The 18,692-nt window shown below is 70.3% G+C and carries 17 protein-coding genes; 8 read left to right on the plus strand and 9 right to left on the minus strand.

Annotated elements, in window-relative coordinates; translation table 11 throughout:
• Nucleotides 1–794: putative T7SS-secreted protein (locus tag ACQKIP_RS18815; protein WP_427743498.1), on the minus strand; the 794-nt coding region annotated here is incomplete at its 3' end.
• 277 nt (nucleotides 795–1,071) lie between these two features.
• Between ACQKIP_RS18815 and ACQKIP_RS18820 the strand changes: the two genes are divergently transcribed.
• Nucleotides 1,072–1,887, plus strand: a complete 816-nt coding sequence (locus ACQKIP_RS18820) for an HAD family hydrolase (RefSeq protein WP_365863071.1) — start codon at nucleotides 1,072–1,074, stop codon at nucleotides 1,885–1,887.
• A 4-nt stretch (nucleotides 1,888–1,891) separates the two neighbouring features.
• Here the strand turns inward: ACQKIP_RS18820 and ACQKIP_RS18825 are convergent, their stop codons facing one another.
• A complete protein-coding gene (locus ACQKIP_RS18825) occupies nucleotides 1,892–3,880 on the minus strand; it encodes a CocE/NonD family hydrolase (RefSeq protein WP_365863109.1) in 1,989 nt (662 codons plus the stop codon).
• A 28-nt stretch (nucleotides 3,881–3,908) separates the two neighbouring features.
• On the minus strand, nucleotides 3,909–5,423 hold the full coding sequence (locus ACQKIP_RS18830) for a peptide MFS transporter (RefSeq protein ID WP_365863072.1): 1,515 nt from the start codon (nucleotides 5,421–5,423) through the stop codon (nucleotides 3,909–3,911).
• Between the two features lie 320 nt (nucleotides 5,424–5,743).
• Here ACQKIP_RS18830 and ACQKIP_RS18835 point away from each other — a divergent pair, with 320 nt between their 5' ends.
• From ACQKIP_RS18835 to ACQKIP_RS18855, 5 genes are all read left to right on the plus strand, one after another.
• Nucleotides 5,744–6,754: a polyprenyl synthetase family protein gene (locus ACQKIP_RS18835; RefSeq protein ID WP_361199692.1), complete on the plus strand. Its 1,011-nt coding sequence runs from the start codon at nucleotides 5,744–5,746 to the stop codon at nucleotides 6,752–6,754.
• Between the two features lie 143 nt (nucleotides 6,755–6,897).
• Nucleotides 6,898–7,863 carry a CHRD domain-containing protein gene (locus ACQKIP_RS18840; protein WP_365863074.1) on the plus strand — a complete coding sequence of 322 codons (966 nt, stop codon included), beginning with the start codon at nucleotides 6,898–6,900 and terminating at the stop codon, nucleotides 7,861–7,863.
• A 309-nt stretch (nucleotides 7,864–8,172) separates the two neighbouring features.
• Nucleotides 8,173–9,471, plus strand: coding sequence for a LolA family protein (locus ACQKIP_RS18845; RefSeq protein WP_365863075.1), 1,299 nt, complete (start codon nucleotides 8,173–8,175; stop codon nucleotides 9,469–9,471).
• A gap of 91 nt (nucleotides 9,472–9,562) precedes the next feature.
• Complete coding sequence (locus ACQKIP_RS18850; RefSeq protein WP_365863077.1) at nucleotides 9,563–10,546, plus strand: ABC transporter ATP-binding protein; 984 nt, start codon at nucleotides 9,563–9,565, stop codon at nucleotides 10,544–10,546.
• A complete protein-coding gene (locus ACQKIP_RS18855; RefSeq protein ID WP_365863079.1) occupies nucleotides 10,533–11,456 on the plus strand; it encodes an ABC transporter permease in 924 nt (307 codons plus the stop codon). The genes ACQKIP_RS18850 and ACQKIP_RS18855 overlap by 14 nt, the downstream gene beginning before the upstream one ends.
• Before the next feature lie 24 nt (nucleotides 11,457–11,480).
• Here the strand turns inward: ACQKIP_RS18855 and ACQKIP_RS18860 are convergent, their stop codons facing one another.
• The 3 genes from ACQKIP_RS18860 to ACQKIP_RS18870 form a co-directional block, all read right to left on the minus strand.
• Complete coding sequence (locus tag ACQKIP_RS18860; protein ID WP_365863081.1) at nucleotides 11,481–12,074, minus strand: flavodoxin family protein; 594 nt, start codon at nucleotides 12,072–12,074, stop codon at nucleotides 11,481–11,483.
• A 131-nt stretch (nucleotides 12,075–12,205) separates the two neighbouring features.
• Nucleotides 12,206–13,147 (minus strand): M28 family metallopeptidase, encoded by a 942-nt coding sequence (locus ACQKIP_RS18865; protein WP_365863083.1) that lies wholly within the window; start codon nucleotides 13,145–13,147, stop codon nucleotides 12,206–12,208.
• Between the two features lie 299 nt (nucleotides 13,148–13,446).
• Nucleotides 13,447–14,313: an AraC family transcriptional regulator gene (locus ACQKIP_RS18870; RefSeq protein WP_365863085.1), complete on the minus strand. Its 867-nt coding sequence runs from the start codon at nucleotides 14,311–14,313 to the stop codon at nucleotides 13,447–13,449.
• Between the two features lie 100 nt (nucleotides 14,314–14,413).
• Between ACQKIP_RS18870 and ACQKIP_RS18875 the strand changes: the two genes are divergently transcribed.
• Nucleotides 14,414–15,259, plus strand: a complete 846-nt coding sequence (locus ACQKIP_RS18875) for an NAD(P)H-binding protein (protein ID WP_365863087.1) — start codon at nucleotides 14,414–14,416, stop codon at nucleotides 15,257–15,259.
• Nucleotides 15,260–15,404: 145 nt separating this feature from the next.
• Here the strand turns inward: ACQKIP_RS18875 and rarD are convergent, their stop codons facing one another.
• Together rarD and ACQKIP_RS18885 are read right to left on the minus strand one after the other, a co-directional pair.
• Entirely contained in the window at nucleotides 15,405–16,424 is a 1,020-nt protein-coding gene (gene rarD / locus ACQKIP_RS18880; RefSeq protein ID WP_365863089.1) for an EamA family transporter RarD, read from the minus strand.
• Between the two features lie 179 nt (nucleotides 16,425–16,603).
• Nucleotides 16,604–17,464 carry an SDR family oxidoreductase gene (locus ACQKIP_RS18885; protein WP_365863091.1) on the minus strand — a complete coding sequence of 287 codons (861 nt, stop codon included), beginning with the start codon at nucleotides 17,462–17,464 and terminating at the stop codon, nucleotides 16,604–16,606.
• Nucleotides 17,465–17,582: 118 nt separating this feature from the next.
• Between ACQKIP_RS18885 and ACQKIP_RS18890 the strand changes: the two genes are divergently transcribed.
• Nucleotides 17,583–17,975 (plus strand): winged helix-turn-helix transcriptional regulator, encoded by a 393-nt coding sequence (locus ACQKIP_RS18890; protein ID WP_365863093.1) that lies wholly within the window; start codon nucleotides 17,583–17,585, stop codon nucleotides 17,973–17,975.
• A gap of 36 nt (nucleotides 17,976–18,011) precedes the next feature.
• Here ACQKIP_RS18890 and ACQKIP_RS18895 read toward each other — a convergent pair.
• Nucleotides 18,012–18,692: thiamine pyrophosphate-dependent enzyme (locus tag ACQKIP_RS18895; RefSeq protein WP_427743505.1), on the minus strand; the 681-nt coding region annotated here is incomplete at its 5' end.

An 18,692-nucleotide genomic window follows, 5' to 3' on the forward strand; every position in this document is an offset into this window, starting at 1 on the left:
CCGCCGATGATCATGGCGATGACGCCGAGTACGGCGACGACGACCTTGCAGACGGCGACGATGGTGTCCCAGTTGTCGGTGACCCAGTCGCCGACCTCCTCCCACCACTTGCGGTTCTGGATGCCCGCGTCGGAGGCCTCTTCCAGCTTCTTCTTCGCCGTGCCCGCGGCGTCCTCGCGCATCTTCCGGGCGTCCTCGGCCATCTTCTTCGCCGCGTCGAGGTTGGACTGGGCAGCGGTGACGTCGGACTTGGCGGCGGTCTGGGCTTTTTCGGCGGAATTCGCGTTGCGGGTGGCGGCCTTGACCTTGTCCGGGTCGGGCTTGGGGACGTCCTTGCCGGCCTTGGAGCCGCCGTCGTCCTTGTACTTGTCGGCTTCCTTGCCCGCCTTGTCCACCCAGGAGTCCGCCGAGGTCAGGCGGGTCTGCGCGGCGGAGAGGCTGGTCTGTGCCTCGCGGCCCTTGGCCAGGGCCTTGTCGGCCAGGGCCTGGGAGCGTTCCAGCTCCGGCCAGTACGCGGACAGCGCGTCGCCGGCCATCTCGTAGCTCTTCTTGAGCTTCTTCAGCTTGCCCGGTGCGTCCTCGAACTCCGCCGTGAAGGATTCGGCGGTCTTCCCGGCCCAGGTGAGGATCGCGTCCTCGCCCGCCATGCCCTTGATGTCCCGCAGGACCTTGGACACGTCGTCCGCGAAGTCGTGCAGGTTCTTCGCCAGGTTGCGTACGCGGTCCGGATCGCCGGGCGTCGGGTCCTTGTCCAGGTCCAGGACATGCCAATCCGCCGGACGATTCCCCGCCATCCCGCAACCCCCGTCACGCGTTCCCCGCTAACTACCCTGTGCGGGTTGCAAAGTTACTAGGCTGGCTGGTGGGCAGGGGTGATGGGCGGGGTTTGGTTACCAGATGCGTACGTCGGGCCGGAGGTGAGGGGCGCGGCAAGTATGACCGTAAGGACGGTTCGCGCAGACTCGTCTCGGTGAATCCGGTGAGCGCCGTAGTGCGCCCAGCGCACGGCGGCGCGTCACAGCTCCCGTCACGCTGCTTTCAGCATCGCCCGGGATCCGTATTCTCTGGATCATGGCTGCACCCCTCGCATATTCACTTATCGCCACTGACCTGGACGGAACGCTGCTGCGCGGTGACGACACCGTCTCCGACCGGTCGTTGGCCGCGCTGGCGGCGGTCGTCGCGGCGGGGGCGCACCACCTGGTGGTGACCGGTCGGCCCGCGCCGCGGGTGAAGCCGCTGCTCGACGATCTGGGGGCCGGCGGCCTCGCCGTCTGCGGGCAGGGGGCGCAGTTGTACGACGCCGGGGCCGACCGCATGCTCTGGTCCGTGACGCTCGACCGCGAACTCGCCGAAGCCGCGCTCGGGAAGATCGAGGCGGAGGTGGGGGAGGTGTACGCCGCCGTCGATCAGGACGGCGTGGACGGGCTCACCCTCATCGAGCCGGGGTATCTGATGCCGCACCCCACCCTGCCCGCCGTACGGGTGCAGCGGCGGGACGCGCTCTGGGCCGAGCCCATCAGCAAGGTGCTGCTGCGCCATCCCGAGCTGAACGACGACGAGTTGGCCGCCGTCGCGCGTGATGCCGTGGGGCCGCTCGCCACCGTCACCATGTCCGGGCCCGGCACCGTCGAGCTCCAGCCGCGCGGCGTGACCAAGGCGACCGGGCTCGCCCTCGCCGCCGAACGGCTCGGGAGGGCCGCCGAGGACACCATCGCCTTCGGGGACATGCCCAATGACGTGCCGATGTTCGTCTGGGCGGCCCGCGGTGTCGCCATGGCCAACGCCCACCCCGACCTCAAGTCGACCGCCGATGAGGTGACTTCGTCCAATGAGGACGACGGGGTGGCCGTCGTGCTCGAGAGGCTGCTGGCCACCCCCGGGTGAAGCCCTAGCCCGCCGTTCGCGGGATGCGCTTCTCCCACGTGCGGTGGAAGACGACCTCGTCGCCCTCCCTGCACACCACCTCGTTCGACGTGATGAAGTCCGCCGCGTCGCAGGTGATCTCCGAGCGGGAGGCGATCGACACGTCCCACGCCAGTTCCGGGCGGTGCAGGCGGATCGTCCAGTCCGAGCGGGTGCGGGCGCTGAGGGGGTCGTACTCGTCGATCGTGTACGTCTCCACCGCGTCCTCGGTGAATTCGAGGCCGTCCGGGTAGACCCGCGTACCGCCGTAGCGCGGGTCCACCTCCAGGCGCCATTCGCCCTTCGCCACATCGCGTACGACCAGCCGCTCGGGGCGCAGCTCGTCGAGCGTCGCGGGGTACACCACCCCGAGCGGCTCCGACTGCTCGGGGGCGGAGAAGGTGATCGAGGAATCCAAGTCACCTGTCCGTACCGGGAGTTCGAGCGAGCTGCCGACCGGGTCCAGGACGAATCCCGCCGAATCCGCCTGCGGCCAGATCCACGGCCAGTACGCGGACGACACCGCGAGGCGGATCTTGTGGCCGGGCGGGAACGTGTGGCCGATCGCGTTCAGTTCGAAGGTCACGTCTTCCGTCTCGCCCACCGGCCAGGGGTCCACCCGGTCCCGGCCGTTGCGCGCGGAGAGATTCAGGACGCCCCGGGTGACCAGGGTCGACGAGCCGTCCGGGGCGACATCGCACACCCGTGCGATCGCTTGGCCCGACGGGCTGTCCATCGCCAGGCGCAACGTCACCTTGGGGCGCCCGAGGATGCGTACGGCCGAGGGGACCTCGAACTCGAAGCACGCCGACTTCGCGTCCTCGTCCCGCTGGTCCGGCGGCAGGTCCGCGTCGTTGCCGAAGGGGAAGTAGCGGCCCGCGTCCAGGCCCGTGTGCTGGGGCGAGTTCACGATCACCGGGGCGCCCTGGAGGGCGTACGGGGTCGGCGTGACGTTCGGGGAAGGCCAGGAGGGGTCGCCGACCCAGCCGCCCGGCAGCTCGGCGTACACCGTCGCCGGCGGGTGCGAGTCGCTGATCCAGGAGCGCAGCTTCGGCTCCTCCATGACGCCGGTGTCGACGCCCTTGAGGTGGTGGTCCCACCAGCGCAGGGTCTCCTGGAGGAAGCCGATCGCCGGGCCCGGCGGAAGGCCCCGGTCCGGGTACTGGTGCGACCACGGGCCGATCAACCCCCGTACGTCCCCCGGCAGGTGCTCGACCAGGCGCAGGACCGTGTCCCGGTAGGGGTCGTGGAAGCCGCCCACCGCGAGCACCGCGGCGCCGATCGCGGAGTAGTCCTCGCAGACGCTGCCGTGCTGCCAGTAGGCGTCCCGCGTCTGGTGGTCGAGCCAGGTGTGGATGAAGGGGTCCACGGCTTCGAGGCGGGACAGCCACATGTCCCGCCAGCGGTCGCCGACGAACAGCGGGTCCGGCGGCCGTGAGACGAAGGCGAGCATGGTGGCCGCCCACGCGTGCATGTCCACCGCGAGGACGGAACCACCCATGTAGTGCACGTCGTTGTCATAGCGGTCGTCCGCGGAGCAGACCGTGACGATGGCCTTGAGCGGCTCGGGCGCGAGGGCCGCGATCTGGAGGGAGTTGAAGCCGCCCCAGGAGATGCCGAACATGCCGACCTTGCCGGTGGACCAGGGCTGCGCGGCGAGCCAGTTGACGACCTCGACCCCGTCGGCCAGCTCGACCGGGGAGTATTCGTCGCCCGGCATGCCCTCCGAGTTGCCGTGGCCGCGCACGTCCACGCGCACGGAGGCGTAGCCGTGGCCCGCGTACCAGGGGTGGCGCTGGAAGTCGCGGGGCGCCGTCCAGTCGCTCAGACGGTAGGGGAGGTACTCCAGGAGCACGGGGACGGGTTCGTCCGTCACCGGGCGCCAGATGCGCGCGTAGAGCCTGGTTCCGTCCGAGAGGGGTACTTGGACGTCCTCGCGGGTGGTCTCGTACGGGAAGGATGAGCGGATCTGCATGTTCTGCATGGGGGGAACCTCAGTGTCCTCAGTGGACGGGGTGCATGGTGCGGCGCAGCCACGGGGCGAGCAGGACGACGGCGACACCGGCGGCCACCGCGATGGCGCCGTTGACGCCGAAGTACGCCGGGTTGGAGACCTCTCCGTACAGCTTCACGACCTGTGCCTGGATGCCGTTGGCGAGGGCGAGCGAGAGGAACCAGAGGGCCATGGTCTGGCTGGCGAAGGCCTGCGGGGCGAGCTTCGTCGTGGCCGACATGCCGGAGGTCTCCACGAGGATGTCGCCGAGCCCGAGCAGCAGATAGGAGCCGACGATCCACCAGACCGCCATCTTGTACGTGCCGTCGCCGTGCCCCGAGGTCGGCAGGACCATCAGGATGAACGAGAGGCCGCCCAGGATCACGCCGAAGGCGATCTTGTTGGAGGCGTGCGGCTGGCGGTGGCCCATGCGGGCCCAGACCGCGGCGACGACGGGGGCGAGCGCGACCTCGAAGGCGCCGAGCGCGGAGGCGTACCAGCTCGCGGGGAAGGTGAAGCCGAGGATCGACGTCTCGGCGTTCGTCGACGCGAGCAGGATCATCGTCGAGTAGGCCTGGAAGAGGATGAAGTTGAAGACGACCGAGGCGAGGAAGAGCACCACGTACGGCCGCAGACGACCGCGTTCCTCGGCGCTCACGCGCGGGCTGCGGAACATCACCGCGAAGTAGACGATCGGCGCGATCACCGAGATGACGGTGAGCAGGTCGACGAAGCGGTCCATCGTCAACCAGCCGACGGCGGCGAGCACCCCCGCGAGGGCGGCGAACGCGATGATGCCCGCGACGATCATGATGACCGCGCGGCGCATCGCATCCTTGGGCAGCGCGAACTCCGCCGACGCCTTGCGCCCGGCGAGGTGACGGCGGCCCAGGACGTACTGGACCAGGCCGAAGGTCATGCCGATGGCAGCCGCCGAGAAGCCCCAGTGCCAGCCCTTGTGGTCGCCGAGCCAGCCGGTGATCAGCGGGCCCGCGAAAGCGCCGATGTTGATGCCCATGTAGTACAGCGCGAAGCCGGCGTCGCGCCGCTCGTCGTCGGTGCGGTAGAGCTTGCCGACCATCGAGGCGACGTTCGGCTTCAGGAGCCCGGTGCCCGCGCTGATGAGGCCGAGGCCCACCCAGGTCATCGTCGCCGTCGGAACCGCCATGGAGTAGTGGCCGCAGGCGATGAGGATGCCGCCCCACAGGACCGCGCGGTACGAGCCGAGGATGCGGTCGGCGAGCCAGCCGCCCGCCACCGACACCAGATAGACGAGCGTTCCGTACGCCGCCGACACCGAAGCGGCGGTTCCGGAATCCATGCCCATGCCGTCGTTCGCGACGGAGTCCGCGAAGTAGAGGACGAGGATGGCCTGCATGCCCAGGAACGAGAAGCGCTCCCAGACTTCCAGGCCGGACAGGGTGAGCAGACCGCGCGGCTGTCCGAAGAACGCGTGGTCGTCGCCGGGCGGCGGATCCGTGGGAGGCTCCGCGGGCGGTTCGGTGTCGGCCTCGGTGCGGGACAAAGGTTGTGCTCCCGGTAGTTCCGTTTGGTTCTGTTTGCCGTGAGGCTCCGGCGGATCGCGGGATGATGCGGTCTTCCGGCCCTTATCGGCTGATCAAGAACATACCGGTGGTCATCGAACGCCGCCTGGGCGGCATTGCACAGGCGGGTGCCCACTGTGATCGAAAGGCGACCGGATACGCTGACTTGTGTGATGGCAGCGACACATCGACAAACCGTGTCATCGACCCCGTCATCACGCAAAGATCGACCGAGTGATGATCGACCGAGTGATCCAGCGAGTGACCGACTTGTGATCGTCAGCAGACAGGAGAACCCCTCGTGACCGTCGTCGGGCCCTTCGGCCTCAGCGTGCGGGACCAGGCTCTCGAAGCCGATGTCCAGGCCGGATTGGCGGCCGTCGAGGAAGGTCTGCTCGACGCCACCAAAAGCGGGGTCCCCTTCATCACGGAGGCCGCGCAGCATCTGGTGCGTGCGGGCGGCAAGCGGTTCAGGCCGCTCCTCGTGATGCTCGCCTCGCAGTTCGGCGATCCGTACGCGCCGGGCGTCGTGCCCTCCGCCGTCGTCGTCGAGCTCACGCACCTCGCGACGCTCTACCACGACGACGTGATGGACGAGGCGGACGTGCGCCGCGGAGTCGAGAGCGCCAATCAGCGCTGGGGCAACTCCGTCGCCGTGCTCACCGGTGACTTCCTGTTCGCCCGCGCCTCGTACATCCTGGCCGACCTCGGTCCGGACGCCGTCCGCATCCAGGCGGAGGCGTTCGAACGCCTGGTCACCGGCCAGATCCTGGAGACGGCGGGGCCCACCGAGGGCCGCGACCCGGTCGACCACTACCTCGACGTGCTCGGCGGCAAGACCGGCTCGCTCGTCGCCGTGGCGTGCCGTTTCGGCGCCATGATGTCGGGCGCCGACGAGACCGTCGTGGACGTCCTGACCCAGTACGGGGAGCGGCTCGGCGTCGCTTTCCAGCTCGCCGACGACGTCCTCGACATCGCGTCCGACTCGCACGAGTCCGGCAAGACGCCGGGCACGGACCTCCGCGAAGGCATCCCCACCCTTCCGGTCCTGCGGCTTCGCGAGCGGGTGGAGAAGCTCGGTCTTCCCGAGGACATCGCGCTGAGCGAGCTGCTCGACTCGGATCTGACGGACGACGCGCGGCACGCCGAGGCGCTGGCGCGGCTGCGGGCCCACCCGGCCCTGGAGCAGGCGCGCAAGGACACCGTGCGGTTCGCCGAGGAGGCGCGGGACACGCTCGCGCCGCTGCGGGACTGCGACGCGAAGGCGGCGCTGGTCGAGCTCTGCGATCTGGTGGTGCACCGGGCGGGCTGAGGCCTTCTCGACGGACGCTTGAGGCGTGACCTAGGTCACACGTCCGTTTTCTCTTGGATTGAGTCCAGGATCAGATCTATTCCGTACCTATGCCCGGAAGCTGACGCAGGGGGCGTCGGCTCGGGTACGGGGAGATTCTGATCATGGGCATCAGTGGCAGCTCAAATACTTTCGCGAACCGGCGCCGGGCTCTGCTCGCGGCCGGTGTGGCCGTCGCCGCGGCGGGAGGGGTGGCGGTCTCGGCGCCGTCGGCCGCCGCGCACGACGGCAGCCATGGCTCGACCAGTGGCGGATCGGTCTTCGCGGCGAGCATGAACGGCGCGAACGAGGTGCCGGTGCCGGGCGGGCCCGCGGTCGGCGACAAGGACGGCCGGGCGCTGGAGTTCGTACAGGTCAAGGGCGACAAGGTGTCCGTCAGCGTCAAGTGGCGCGGCACCGGCAAGCCGACCGGCCTCCACATCCACCAGGGCGCCAGGGGCACCAACGGCGGCATCAAGATCGAGTTCACCGGGCTGCTCGGCAAGAGCAAGGGCAACCGCGTCACCGGCACGGTCAGGGTCGCCGACGCGGCGCTGCTCGCACAGCTGAAGGCGGACCCCGGCAGCTTCTACGCGAATCTGCACACCGCCGAGTTCCCCGGCGGCGCGGTCCGCGGCCAGCTCCACAAAGTGACCACGGACTTCGACTTCCGCCGGGCCGCGGCCAGCTTCCAGGCGTCCGTCATCCGGGGCGAGCAGATCTACGAGTGCAAGAAGGCCGACGACGGTTCGGGGAAGTCCGCCTTCGCCCAGCGTGACGTGCGCGCCAGGCTCGGCGGCAACATCGCGCACGACTTCGTCGCCCCCAACTCGGGCACGCCGCGCTGGACCGCGCCCGACCGCAGCCAGGTCACCGGCAAGCTGATCTCCAGGACCTCGAACGGCGACAAGAACATCCCCGAACTCGACCTGGCGGCAACCCAGACCGGCAAGCGGCACGGGCTGCTCGCGGGCACCGCGGAGATCCTGCGCCTGAACACCGTGGGCGGGGTCGCCCCGGCGGGTGACTGCAAGCCCGGCGCCATCGCGAAGGTGCCGTACAAGGCGGACTACGTGTTCGTGCAGGGCTGAGGCACGTGATCGTGCAGGACTCAGGGCTGAGGCACGTGATCGTGCACGGCTGAGCCCGGTCACTCAGGGCTGAAGCGGCGTCTCCCCTACGGGACGGGGGAGGCGCCGCCTCTCTGTGTCATCCCACAGCAGTACGTGGAGTTGCACCCGGGGTCTGACGCTTCTCGCTGGCCGATTTGGTCGTATGGACATCAGCAAGGTCCGGCAAGAACAACCACTCCTGACCTATTCGGGTGAGAATGGCGGCACAGGGTGGACGCACGCACGTACTGGGAAAGGCCGCCGCCGACCACGGAGGTAGGGCACACAATGGCACCGTACGAACCGGAGCAGGACACCAGCGGGACCGGGGAGCTGCGCGCAGGCCGCAGAAAGGCGGCGCGTTACGTGGTCCCCGTCGCGGTGGCGGGGGTGGCGGCGGCGACCATCGGTCTCGTCCCGGCGCTCGCCACTTCGGGCGACCCCGACCTGCCCGACGTGACCGCACAGGAACTCATCGAGAAGATCGCCGCGTCGGACACGCAGCAGCTCTCGGGCAACGTGAAGATCAGCACCGACCTCGGTCTGCCCTCCTTCGGCGGCGACATGGCCGGCGGCTTCGCCCCGGGCGGCGGAGGGGGCGACGAGGGCGGGGACGGCAAGGGCTCGGCCGCGGACCCGCAGTCCAAGCTGATGGAACTGGCCTCCGGCACGCACACGCTGCGCGTCGCCGCCGACGGCCCCGACAAGCAGAAGCTGTCCGTCCTGGACGACGCCGCCGAGTACAGCCTGATCCACAACGGCGACGACGTATGGGCGTACGACAGCAAGTCGAACGAGGCGTACCACTCGAAGACCGAGGGCAAGGCGCACGGCAAGGACTCCGGCAAGGACTCCGCCAAGAAGGACCTCCCCGAGGGCGTTCCCTCCACGCCCAAGGAGCTGGCCGAAGAAGCCCTGAAGGCGGTCGACGACACGACGTCGGTGAAGGTGGACGGCACCGCGCAGGTAGCGGGCCGTGACGCGTACCGCCTGGTCATCAAGCCCAAGCAGGCCGGCTCGACGGTCGGCCAGATCACGGTCGCGGTGGACTCCGAGACCGGTACGCCGCTGAAGTTCACCCTCAGCCCGGCGGGCGGCGGCAGCGCGGTCGTCGACGCGGGCTTCACGAAGGTCGACTTCGGCAAGCCGTCCGCGTCGACCTTCGACTTCACGCCGCCCAAGGGCGCGAAGGTCACCGAGGCCGACGACGCCGAGGCCGGGAAGCACGGCTTCAAGGACGGCGGCAAGGAGTTCGGCGGCAAGGAGTTCGGCAAGGAGTTCGAGGGCAAGGAGTTCAAGGGCGGGCAGGACCTGAACGGTCTGAACGTCATCGGCAAGGGCTGGAACTCCATCGCCGAGCTCGAACTGCCGGGCGGCCAGGGCCTCCCGACGGGCGGCTCCGGCGACGTCCCGCCGGACGCGCAGCGGCTGCTCGACTCGCTCGGCGACCAGGTGTCGGGCAAGTTCGGCTCGGGCACGGTCTTCAAGACGCGCCTGGTCAACGCCCTCATCACCGAGGACGGCAAGGTCTACGCGGGCGCGGTCACGAAGGACGCCCTGGTGAAGGCGGCGAACGCGGCGAAGTAGCGTGCTGCGCCTTGACGATTGAGCGGCGGGTCCGCGGTGCCGGTCAGGCACCCCGGGCCCGCCGTCACGGCTTCGAGCGGGGGAGGGCAAGGTGCCGAGCACGAACACCGGCAGCGGAGCGACGGAGAGTGTCATCGAGACCTCCGCCCTCACCAAGCGCTACGGCAAGCAGCTGGCCGTGGACCGGCTGAGCCTCACCGTCCCCGCCGGAAGCGTCTTCGGCTTCCTGGGGCCGAACGGCTCGGGCAAGACGACCACCATCCGGATGCTGATGGGCCTCATCGAGCCGACTTCCGGCCGGGCCAGTGTCCTTGGCCGCCCCGTGCCGCGCGAGATCCGCAGGGTTCTCCCGCACGTGGGCGCGCTCATCGAGGGCCCCGCGCTCTACGGCTTCCTCTCCGGCCGCGACAACCTCCTGCGGTACGACGCCGCGGACCCGACCGCCGATCCCCGCACCCGCCGTGCCCGCGCCGAAGCGGCCCTGGACCGGGTGGGGTTGACGGCCGCCGCGGGCAAGAAGGCCAAGGCGTACTCCCTGGGCATGAAGCAGCGCCTCGGCCTGGCCGCCGCGCTGCTCCAGCCGCGCAGGCTCCTCGTGCTCGACGAGCCGACCAACGGCCTCGACCCGCAGGGCATGCGCGAGATCCGGGCGCTGGTGCGGGAACTGGCCTCGGAGGGCACGACCGTGTTCCTTTCCTCGCACCTCCTGGACGAGATCGAGCAGGTCTGCACGCATGCCGCGGTGATGGCGCAGGGCCGCCTCATCACGCAGGGCCCGGTCGCCGAACTCGCCGCCGGTGCGCGGGGGCGGCTGACCGTGACGACCCCGGACACGGGCGACGCGGCCCGCGTCCTGAAGGAACTGGGCGTGACGGATCTCGTCGTGACGGAGGACCGCGTGACGGGCGAACCGCCGGGTGCGGGCACCGCGGCCGACCCCGGCACCGACCTCGCGGAGCTGAACGCCGCCCTGGTCGGGGCGGGCGTACGGGTGCGGGGCTTCGGCGTCGAGAGGGCGTCCCTGGAGGACGCGTTCGTGGCACTGACGGGGGAGGGCTTCGATGTCGCGGGCTGAGGCGGTCGGCGTGGGCGGCGAGCACGACGAACAGCGGCTGCGCAGTGGGGGTGACGTGCGCGAGGTCCGGCGGATCTGGACCCTCGGGCTCTTCCGCAGCGAGCTGGGCATCACCTTCCGCCGCTGGCGCACCCTCGCCCTGCTCGGTGTGCTCGCCGCCGTGCCGATCCTCGTGGGCATCGCCGTCAAGATCGAGACCAGCGACGGCTCGACGCTCGGCGGGGGCGGCGAGGGCGGAGGGCCGGCGTTCATCGCGCAGATCACCAACAACGGCCTGTTCCTCGTCTTCACCGCGCTCGCCGCGACGCTCCCCTTCTTCCTGCCCATGGCGGTCGGTGTCGTCGCGGGCGACTCCATCGCGGGTGAGTCCAGCTCGGGGACGCTGCGCTATCTGCTCGTCGCCCCGGCGGGCCGGACCCGCCTTCTGCTGGTCAAGTACGCGACGACGATGACGTTCTGCCTGGTCGCGACCCTCGTCGTGGCGCTCTCCGCGCTCGCCGTCGGAGCGCTGCTCTTCCCGCTCGGCGAGGTCACCACGATCTCCGGCACCCGGATCGGCTTCGGCGAAGGGCTGCTGCGCGCCCTGCTCATCGCCCTCGTCGTCGCCGCGTCACTGATCGGTGTGGCGGCGCTCGGGCTCTTCGTGTCGACGCTGACGAGCAGCGGCATCGCGGCGATGGCGACGACCGTGGGCCTGCTCATCACGATCCAGATCCTCGACCAGATCCCGCAACTGCACGCCATCCAGCCGTACTTCTTCTCCCACTACTGGCTGTCCTTCGCCGACCTGATGCGCGAGCCCGTCTACTGGGACGAGCTGGGCAGAAACCTCGGCCTGCAAGGCCTGTACGCGGCCGTGTTCGGCTCGGCGGCGTGGGCGAGGTTCGGGGCGAAGGACATCACCGCGTAGGACGGCACGGGGAGGGAGCCGGCGTCAGCTCTCGTACGGGAAGCGGGCGAGCGGCGGCTCCTGCGCGAAGAACGTCTTGGCGCGGGCGAGGGCCTCGGAGTCGTCGAGTACGTTGCCCGGCCGCGATCCGTTGCCGAGCAGGACGCCCCCGAAGCGCAGCGGGAAGAAGGCGGCGACGTGGTTCAGCGTGCCGATCAGCGGCTCCGCGACCTCTTCCTCGCGGTGGGCGAGCGCCGTCACGCCCCACAGGGCGCGGTCCTTCATGGTGTTCTTGAAGTCGACCTCGGGGATTTCGAGCCACGCGTCCCAGTAGTCGAGGTAGCGCTTGGTGGTGGCCGACAGCGAGTACCAGTACAGGGGCGACACGACGACGATGTCCGTGGCGTCGAGGGTGGCGTCCAGGAGCAGGGCTTCGTTGTCGCCGGCCGGGCGGGGGCGGGCGCGGGGGCGGCTGCCGTCGTGCCGGAGGTCCTCGAAGTCGGGCAGCGGGTGATCGGAGAGGTGCAGCCAGCGCTGCTCGGCGTCCGGCGGGAGCTGCTCGGCGGCCTTGCGGGCCAGGGTCTCCGAGTTGCCGTCGTGCCGGGCGCTGCCGAGCAGGAAGAGGAACTTGCGGGTCATGGTGGGCCCCCTGTGTGTGGCGTGGCGGTGCACGGCCGTCGAAGGCCGCACAATTACCTGCGCATGCACTATATGCACGCGCAGGTAATTGCGTCCAGGGGGTGCTTCGTCAGCAGGCGCCCGCAGAGGGCCTAGGCGGAGAGCCCCCACACCGCGTACGCCACGGCGTCGCTGTTGTTGTCGAGGGCCTTGCCGTCGATGTTCGACTCCGTGTCGCAGGCGGAGTGGTAGCACTTGTCGAAGGGCTCACCGGCCGTGCCGCCCCAGTTCTGGGCCTGCTCGGCGGTCTTCTCGTAGTCGGCGCCGCTGAACAGGCCGCCGACCGGGATGCCCGCGTCCTTGAACGGGGCGTGGTCGGAGCGGCCGTCGCCCTCCTCGTCCGGCTCCGTGGCGAGGTCGAGGCCGCCGTAGAAGTCCTTGAAGGTCTTCTCGATCGTGGGGTCGTCGTCGTAGACGAAGTAGCCGGGGTTCGGGGAGCCGATCATGTCGAAGTTCAGGTAGCCCTTGATCTTCGAGCGCTCGTCGGCGGGCAGCTTGTCGACGTAGTGCGAGGAGCCGACGAGGCCGAGCTCCTCCGCGCCCCACCAGGCGAACCGCAGGTGCTTGCTGGGCTTGTACTGCTCCTTGGCCACGGTGAGCGCGGTCTCCAGTATCGCGGCGGAGCCGGAGCCGTTGTCGTTGATGCCGGGCCCGGAACCGACGCTGTCGAGGTGCGAGCCCGCCATGACGACCTCGTCGGCGTTGCCGCCGGGCCAGTCGGCGATGAGGTTGTAGCCGGTCTTGCCGTTGGAGGTGAACTCCTGCAAGGAGGTGGTGAATCCGGCCTCGTCCAGCTTGCCCTTCACGTAGTCGACGGAGGCCTTGTAGCCCGCGCTGCCGTGCGCGCGGTTGCCGCCGTTGGAGGCGGCGATGGACTGCAACTGCGAGAGGTGGCCCTGGACGTTGGCCACGGAGATGTCGGGAGCGGCCGCCGTGGGGGAGGGGGCCGCGGAGGATATCGCGCTGGTGGTGAGGAGTCCTGCGACGGCTATGACGGCGGCTGCCGTGGTGCGTCCGGGAACGGAGAGCTTCATGTGGGGGGCTCCGTGTTCTGTTGGATCGTTCCGTTGAGGGCCGTGGGGGCCCGTGAGGGTCGGCCGATTCCGTGAACGTCGAACGGAATTGGCGTGCCTGATGGTGCGGGTGAGGTTGACCGCGCGTCAAGAGCGCATATCGGTCGCGGTGTTCCGAAAGGCGGTCGGTACTGGTGCCGGTGGTGATCCTGTACGGGGAGCAGCCTGGACGGCACGGGGGGCCGCCCGAACGGCATGGAGCCGCCCGAACGGCACGGGGGCCGCCCGAACGACACGGGGAGCCGCCCGGACCGCGCCGGTCAGCCCGCGGCCCTGAGCGAGCGGGAGCCCGTCCGCCCCGCGGTCAGGGAGGCCCGGTAGCCGCTGGGCGCGATGCCACGGGTCCGCTTGAACGCGTCGCTGAAGCCGAAGCCGTCCGCATAGCCCACCTGCCCCGCCACGGAAGCCACCGTCGCGCCCGGCTCGGCGAGCAGTTCGGCGGCCAGCGTCATCCGCCACTCGGTGAGGTAGGCCATCGGGGGCCTGCCGACCAGCTCCGCGAACTGCCGGGCGAACGCCGCGCGCGACACCTGCCCGCGCGCGGCGAGCGACGCCACGGTCCAGGGCCGCGCGGGCTCGTCGTGCATGGCGTGCAGGGCCGGGCCGACCACCTCGTCGCCCAGCGCGCGGTACCAGGAGGGCGGGCAGGAGTCCGGCAGGTCGAACCACTCGCGCAGGGTGCAGGCCAGCATCCAGTCGAGCATCCGGTCCATCACGTACTGGCGTCCCGGCCGGTCGGCGGCCACCTCGGCCGCGATCAGCTCCAGGATCGGCATGCATTCCTCGCCCGACGGGACCACCAGGAGCGGCGGCAGCATGCTGATCAGACGGCGGCCCACCGCTCCGTCCAGCTGGTAGGCGCCGGTGATGAGCTCGCTCTCGCCGCCGTCGTCCGTCGACGCCAGGGTGAACGGCGCCGTCGTACAGACCACGGCGGCGCCGCCCTCCCGCAGGACGCGCGGCTCGCCCGACGCGGCGGTGATCCGTGCCGTTCCGTGCACCACCGAGACCAGCGTCAGCGCCCCTCCCTCGGTGTGGCCGGTCTCCCAAGTCCCGCTCAGCACGGCACGGTTGAACAGCGCGCCGTCCGCGCGCACCCCTCGCAGCAGATCCCCCAGAGCGTCCATGCCCCCACCGTAAACGGCGCCACGAGGACGTAGACGTACGCCGATGCGGGCGAGACGGGCGCCCATGTTCCCTGCTTCTGCCGGGCAGTTGGCTGTACCCATGACCGACGACGCGAAGAACACCCCGGCAACCGAAGGCCTCATCCTCGTACTGGGCGCCACCGGCAAGACGGGCCGCCGCCTGGTGGCCCGGCTGCGGGACCAGGGCCGTACCGTACGCGCGGCGTCCCGCTCCGGCGAGACCCGCTTCGACTGGTACGACCGCGCCACCTGGGCGCCGGTCCTGGAAGGTGTGACCGCCCTCTACCTGGTCGGCCCGCCCGAGCCCGGCCCGATCGCCGACTTCGTCGACCGTGCGGCGGCAGCGGGCGTACGCCGCTTCGTGGTCCTGTCCGCGCGGGGCGTCGACGTGTTCGGCGACTCCTTCGAGCCGTCCATGGCCGAGGCCGAGCGCGTGGTGCGCGAGGCGGGCGTCGACTGGACGGTGATCCGCCCGAACAACTTCTCGCAGAACTTCGACGAGGACATCTTCGCCGACGCCCTGCGCGAAGGCCGCCTCGCGCTGCCGGTGGGCGACGTGCCGGAGCCGTTCATCGACGTCGACGACATCGCGGAGGTGGCCGCAGCGCTGCTCACCGAGGACGGACACACGGGCCGGGTCTACGAACTCTCCGGGCCGCGCGCCCTCAGCTTCGCCGAAGCGGTCGCGGAGCTGGCGGACGCGTGGGGGCGGCCGATGCGGTTCGAGCACATCACGGCGGACGCGTACACGGCGGAACTGACGGCGGCCGAAGTCCCCGAGGACACCGCCCGAGCCCTCGCGGACGTACTGGCCTGGCTTGCCGGCGGCCACAACGCGACACCGACAACGGACGTACGAGCCGTCCTGGGCCGCAACCCACGAGACTTCAGCGAGTACGCGAAGAAGACGACTCCCCGCCCCTGAGGGGGCGCCCCGTAAGGGGCGCGGGGAACGGCGCGAGCAACCCCAACACACCCGCAGACGAAGCCCCGTAAGGGGCGCGGGGAACTGCGCGACAAGCCACAACGCACCCGCAGCCACGAAGCGGACCTCTAAGACGGGCCCAGCGTCAGACCGCGGACTCCTCCCGCCCCGCAGCGGGAGTCATGGGCTCCGTCTCCCGCCCGGCAACGGGGGCAACCGCACCCTCCGCCGACGCCCCGCGCGCAGCGGCAAGCCGAGCAGCATTGACCCGCGCGGTGCGCACCGCATCCCAGGTGAGCAGGCTGAGCGCCAGCCAGACGAGCCCGAACCCGGCCCAACGCTCCGGCGGCATCGCCTCATGGAAGTACAGGATGCCGAGCAGGAACTGGAAGACCGGCGCGAGGTACTGCAACATCCCCAGCGTCGCGAGCGGCACCCGGATCGCCGCGGCGCCGAAGCAGACCAGGGGAATCGCGGTGACCAGACCGGTCGCCGCGAGAAGCGACGCCTGCCCCAAGCCCTCCGCGCCGAACGTGGCATCGCCCCGCACGCCGAGCCACACGATGAACCCGAGCGCGGGCAGGAACTGGATCGCGGTCTCCGCGGCGAGCGACTCCAGGCCGCTGAGTCCGACCTTCTTCTTCGCCAGGCCGTACGTGGCGAAGGAGAAGGCGAGGCAGAGCGAGATCCACGGCGGCTGCCCGTACCCGAAGGCCAGGACGAGCACCGCCGCGAGGCCGACGGCGACGGCCGTCCACTGCACGGGGCGCAGCCGCTCGCCGAGGAGCAGGACGCCCATCGCGATGGTGACCAGGGGGTTGATGAAGTACCCGAGGGAGGCTTCCACGACGTGGCCGGAGTTCACGGCCCAGATGTAGACGCCCCAGTTGATCGTGATGACCCCCGCGGCGACCGTCACAAGCCCCAGCTTGCGAGGCTGGCGGATCAGCTCGCCCGCCCAGGCCCAGCGCCGCACGACGAGCAGCGCGATGCCGACCACGACGAGGGACCAGGCCATCCGGTGCGCGAGGATCTCGCCCGCCCCGGCGGGCTTTAGCAGCGGCCAGAAGAGGGGGACGAGGCCCCACATCCCGTAGGCGGCGATGCCGTTCAGCAGACCTGTTCGCTGCTCGCTCTTCGACTGCTCAGCTGCGGCAGCGTCCACGGCCCCTCCTCGGTGCACGGCAGCCCCACGCTGCCTTCAAGAAGGTAGCGGTCCGGCCACCCCCGTGTCATGCCCGTCTCACGAAAACGGTAATGACTCCGGTCTCACCCGCTCCAGCCGCTGCCGCAGCCCTGCCGAAACCCGCCCCAGCCGTGACTCGGCCGGGCCCCAGCCCTGCCTCAGCCCTTGAGCGCCACCGCGATCGCGTCCGCGACAGGCGTCGTCGGCCGCCCGATGAGCCGGGCCAGGTCACCGCTCGTACCGGCGAGGCGGCCCCGCTCGATCGCCGAGTCCACGTCGACGAGGATCGCGGCGAACTGCTCGGGCAGCCCGGCACCGGTCAGGATCGCGAGGTTCTGCTCGGCGGGGACGTTCGCGTACGAGATGTCCTTGCCGGTCTGCCGGGAGATCTCGGCGGCGTACTCGGCCAGGCTCCACGCGACGTCGCCGCTCAGCTCGTAGGCCTTGCCCTCGTGGCCCTCACCGGTCAGTACGGCGACGGCCGCCGCCGCGTAGTCCGCGCGCGAGGCGGAGGCGACCCGGCCCTCGCCCGCGGAGGCGACGACGGCGCCGTGCTCCAGGACGGGGGCGAGGTTGGCCGTGTAGTTCTCGTGGTACCAGCCGTTGCGCAGGAACGTGTACGGAAGCCCGGAGTCGAGCACGAGCCGCTCCGTCTCCTTGTGCTCGGCCGCGAGGTCGAAGTCGGCGTCGGGTCCGCCCAGGATGCCGGTGTACGCGAGCAGCGCGACGCCCGCCGTACGGGCCGCGTCGATCACCGCGGCGTGCTGGCCCACGCGCTGCCCGACCTCGCTGCCGGAGATCAGCAGGACGCGGTCGCCCGCGGCGAAGACGCCGGCCAGGGTCGCGGGCGCGCTGTAGTCCGCGATCCGCAGCTCGACGCCGCGCGCCGCGAGGTCGGCGGCCTTCTCCTTGTCGCGGACCACGGCGGCGATCTGCCCGGCGGGCACCTGCGCGTCGAGCAGCCCGTCGATGACGAGACGGCCGAGGTGCCCGGTGGCTCCGGTGACGACGATGCTCATGTCTGGTAACTCCCTTTGGTGCCTTTAATGCTTGAAATGCCTTTGGTGTGCTTCTGGGGATGAGCCTACGTCGGGCGCTAACTATTGGAAAGTACCCACTTTGAAGTAAGGTACTGGCATGGCAGTAAGTGACTGGAACCTCGGAGAAGAGGGCATGTGCCCGCAGCGCCTCGTCCTGGAGCACGTCACGAGCCGCTGGGGCGTGCTCGTCCTGATCGCCCTGGACGAGCGCTCGCACCGCTTCAGTGAGCTGCGCCGGGCCCTCGGCAGGGTCAGCGAGAAGATGCTGACGCAGACCCTCCAGACCCTGGAGCGCGACGGCCTCGTGCACCGCGACGCCAAGCCGGTCATCCCGCCGCGCGTCGACTATTCGCTGACCGATCTCGGGCGCGAGGTCGGCCGGCAGGTCCGGGCGCTCGCCGAATGGACCGAGCGACGCCTGGAGGACGTACAGGAAGCCCGCAGGACGTACGACGAAGCCCGCAAGGTGTACGACGAAGCCCGGTCCTGAAGGATCAGAACCGGGCTTCGGAGGGAGTGCTCGGCGTCAGCCGACGACGGTCCAGGTGTCGTTCCCGGCGAGGAGCGCGGCCAGATCGCCCTTGCCGTTCTGCTCGATGGCGGTGTCGAGCTGGTCGGCCATGAGGGTGTCGTAGACCGGCCGCCGGACGTTGCGGAGGACGCCGATCGGGGTGTGGTGCAGCGTGTCCGGGTCGGCGAGGCGGGAGAGGGCGAAGGCGGTCGTCGGCGAGGTGGAGTGCGCGTCGTGGACGAGGATGTCGCGCTCGTTCTCGGGGGTGACCGGGACGACCTTGAGGTCGCCGGTGGCGGGGTCGCGTACGACGCCCTTGGAGCCGAGCCCGTTCTCCATGGGGGCCCCGAAGCGGATCGGCTGCCCGTGTTCCAGGCGGATGACCGCTTCCTCGGCCTGCTGTTTGTCTTTCAGGACCTCGAAGGCGCCGTCGTTGAAGATGTTGCAGTTCTGGTAGATCTCGACGAGGGCGGTGCCGGGGTGTTCGGCGGCCTCGCGCAGCACGCTGGTGAGGTGCTTGCGGTCCGAGTCCACCGTGCGGGCCACGAAGGATGCCTCGGCGCCGATCGCCAGGGAGACGGGGTTGAAGGGCGCGTCCAGGGAGCCCATGGGCGTGGATTTGGTGATCTTGCCGACTTCGGAGGTGGGGCTGTACTGGCCCTTGGTCAGCCCGTAGATCCGGTTGTTGAAGAGCAG

This window comes from Streptomyces sp. NPDC059900 (genome assembly GCF_050270335.1).
Classification (GTDB): Bacteria; Actinomycetota; Actinomycetes; order Streptomycetales; family Streptomycetaceae; genus Streptomyces.